Origin of the sequence: Pseudomonas sp. R62, assembly GCF_000257605.1 — a bacterium.
GTDB lineage: Bacteria > Pseudomonadota > Gammaproteobacteria > Pseudomonadales > Pseudomonadaceae > Aquipseudomonas > Aquipseudomonas atacamensis.
In genome coordinates, this window is the sequence record NZ_JH636001.1 from 6,332 (window position 1) to 9,296 (window position 2,965).

Sequence of the window (2,965 nt, forward strand, 5' to 3'; positions counted from 1 at the left end):
CACCATCAGCGCAGCGGCGATCAGCAGCATGCCAGCGATGCCGACGGTATAGACGATCGACAACGGGAAGCGCTTCCAGATCGGCCGGCCTTCGACCACGTCATAAGCGGCGTTCATCGCGCTCATCATCAGGCGCACGCCGGCGGACGCGGTGTACAGGGCGATGACGATACCGATGGACAGCAGGCCACCCTTGGATTGCTGCAACTGATCGATCACCGGATTGACCTGCTCCAGCGCCTGCGGCGGCAGCACCAGTTCGGATTGCAGACGCAGCCAGGAGAAGAAATCCGGCAGGTGCAGGAAACCGATCAGGGCGATCAGGAAAAGAATGAACGGGAAGAGCGAGAACAGCATCTGGTAGGCCAGTGCCGAGGCGTAGGTCGACATTTCGTCATCGACGAACTCAGTGACCGTGCGCACCATCACCCGGTGCAGGGGCAGACCTTTCATGTCCGGGAATATCATTCGCGTCTCCTTGCGCCGCAAAAGGTTGAAGTCGTGGCGACTCAGGGGCCGTTTTTTACCTCAAGGTAGCCTAGTTGACGAGCCTTTGGCGGATGACCGCAGGGTTCTGATACAAAAACGGCCATCCTTGGATGGCCGCTCGTGTGATTCGTTCAAGGCTCGCTTACGCCTTGTCGACGCCCTTTTTCACAGCGTCCTTGGCGTTGCCAACCGCTTGCTGGGCTTCACCTTTTTTCTCTTGAACCTTGCCTTCGGCGCGCATCTTGTCGTTATCAGTAGCTTTGCCGACGCCTTGCTTGATATTGCCGACGGCTTCGTTGGCCATGCCTTTTACTTTATCGCCTGTGCTACTCATGGTGTTTCTCCGTGAAGCATAAAGGGAAGAAAAGTCATTACGTAACGATTGACCGGTGCGCTTTGCGCCGAGTTTCATTTATTTTGCTGGCATTTCGTCGTGGCATGCAGGTTGCGCTTTATGTTTGCCGGCGTTGCCCCGAGAATGCTCAGCCTACGGGCGCTGAGCCCGGCACACCGATTCGCAGGAATGTCATGAAGCTCAATAAAACCCAGGCCATCGCCCGTCGCAACCAGGAACTGGGCGGCGCCGTGCTCGGCACCAACAACTGCCACTTCGCCGAACTGAACCGTAACCGCAATATCTGGTGGTTCGACCTGCCGGTGTCGCGCTTGGCCATCGGTCAGTACGAGTGGATTCACTTGCTGCTGCACACCCCGGCCACCGATGAGTTGCTGCACCTGAAAGTGCCGACGGTGTTCCTGCGCGAAAAGCTCGAAGGTTTGGTGATTCGCAACGAAGGCAAGCGCAAGGCAGCGCTGAGCCTGGAATTGAGTGCGGACAAGGATTCGTATCTGCAGGACATGCGACCGGCGGGGACCAATGTGAATTTTGCGCCGTTTCGTCAGTAGGATTTGCATTTGATCGTTCCCACGCTCTGCGTGGGAATGCATCTCGGGACGCTCTGCGTCCCTGCAGTGCTGGACGCGGAGCGTCCGGGGCGGCATTCCCACGCAGAGCGTGGGAACGATCAGTTCACCAACAAAAAGCCCCGCATCTGCGGGGCTTTTTATTTACGCGGCAGACTTGGCCTTGATCTTCTTCAATTCTTCATCCCGCAACTCGCGGCGCAGGATCTTGCCGACGTTGGTAGTTGGCAGTGCGTCGCGGAATTCCACCGAGCGCGGCACCTTGTAGCCGGTGACGTTGGCGCGCATGTGGTCCATGACCTGTTCTTTGGTCAGGGTCACTCCCGGTTTGGCGACGATGAAAATCTTGATCGCCTCACCCGACTTCTCGTCCGGCACACCGATCGCCGCGCACTGCAACACGCCCGGCAAAGTCGCCAGCACGTCTTCCAGTTCGTTCGGATAGACGTTGAAGCCAGACACCAGAATCATGTCTTTCTTGCGATCGACGATGCGCATGTAGCCGTCCGGCTGGATCAGCGCGATGTCACCGGTTTTCAGCCAGCCGTCGCTGTCGAGCATTTCATCGGTGGCTTCCTGACGCTGCCAGTAACCCTTCATCACTTGCGGGCCCTTGACGCACAGTTCGCCGATCTCGCCCAGCGGCTGCTCGACACCGGCATCGTCGATGACTTTGCACAGGGTCGACGGTACCGGAATGCCAATGGTGCCGATCTGGATGTGCTGGATCGGGTTGACCGTGGCCACCGGGCTGGTTTCGGTCATGCCGTAGCCTTCGCAGATGGCGCAACCGGTCACGGCTTTCCAGCGCTCGGCCGCCGCCAGTTGCAGGGCCATGCCGCCGGACAGGGTGACTTTCAGCGCGGAGAAATCCAGCTTGCGGAAACCTTCGTTGTTGCACAGCGCCACGAACAGCGTGTTCAGACCGACAAAACCGCTGAACTTCCACTTCGACAGTTCCTTGACCATCGCTGGCAGGTCGCGCGGGTTGCTGATCAGAATGTTGTGGTTGCCGATCAGCATCATCGCCATGCAATGAAAGGTGAACGCATAGATGTGATACAGCGGCAGCGGCGTGATCAGGATCTCGCAGCCTTCGTTGAGGTTGGAGCCCATCAGCGCCTTGCATTGCAGCATGTTGGCGACCAGGTTGCGGTGCGTCAGCATCGCGCCCTTGGCTACGCCGGTGGTGCCGCCGGTGTATTGCAGCACCGCGACATCGCCGCTGTCCGGGTTGGCTTCGGCCACTGGCTGGCCGTGGCCCTTGCTCAGGACGTCGTTGAATTTGATGGCTTTGGGCAAGTGATAGGCCGGGACCATTTTCTTCACGTACTTGATGACGCTGTTGATCAGCAGGCGCTTGATCGGCGGCAGCAGGTCGGCAACTTCGGTGACGATGACGTGCTTGACGCCGGTTTTCGGCACCACGGCTTCGGCCAGATGCGCCATGTTCGCCAGGCACACCAGCGCTTTGGCGCCTGAGTCGTTGAATTGGTGTTCCATTTCCCGCGCGGTGTACAGCGGGTTGGTGTTGACCACGATCAGCCCGGCG

The 2,965-nt window shown here is 58.9% G+C and carries 4 protein-coding genes; 1 reads left to right on the plus strand and 3 read right to left on the minus strand.

The features are described from left to right. Together OQK_RS28775 and OQK_RS28780 are read right to left on the minus strand one after the other, a co-directional pair. Positions 1-468 (minus strand): YihY/virulence factor BrkB family protein (locus tag OQK_RS28775; RefSeq protein ID WP_016775517.1); only part of this gene is annotated, 468 nt, incomplete at its 3' end. 163 nt (positions 469-631) lie between these two features. Further along, entirely contained in the window at positions 632-823 is a 192-nt protein-coding gene (locus OQK_RS28780) for a CsbD family protein (protein WP_016775518.1), read from the minus strand. 194 nt (positions 824-1,017) lie between these two features. On the opposite strand from OQK_RS28780, the gene OQK_RS28785 reads away from it, so the two are divergent. Further along, a complete protein-coding gene (locus OQK_RS28785; protein ID WP_016775519.1) occupies positions 1,018-1,395 on the plus strand; it encodes a hypothetical protein in 378 nt (125 codons plus the stop codon). A gap of 162 nt (positions 1,396-1,557) precedes the next feature. On the opposite strand, the gene OQK_RS28790 is transcribed toward OQK_RS28785, so the two are convergent. Further along, positions 1,558-2,965, minus strand: a 1,408-nt coding sequence (locus OQK_RS28790) for an AMP-binding protein (protein ID WP_016775520.1), incomplete at its 5' end; no start/stop codon positions are given.

What these genes read in the sequence shown, in the direction of transcription:
- OQK_RS28780 (WP_016775518.1), bottom strand. Translation starts at nt 823, where the DNA reads ATGAGTAGCACAGGCGATAAAGTAAAAGGCATGGCCAACGAAGCCGTC.
- OQK_RS28785 (WP_016775519.1), top strand. Translation starts at nt 1,018, where the DNA reads ATGAAGCTCAATAAAACCCAGGCCATCGCCCGTCGCAACCAGGAACTG.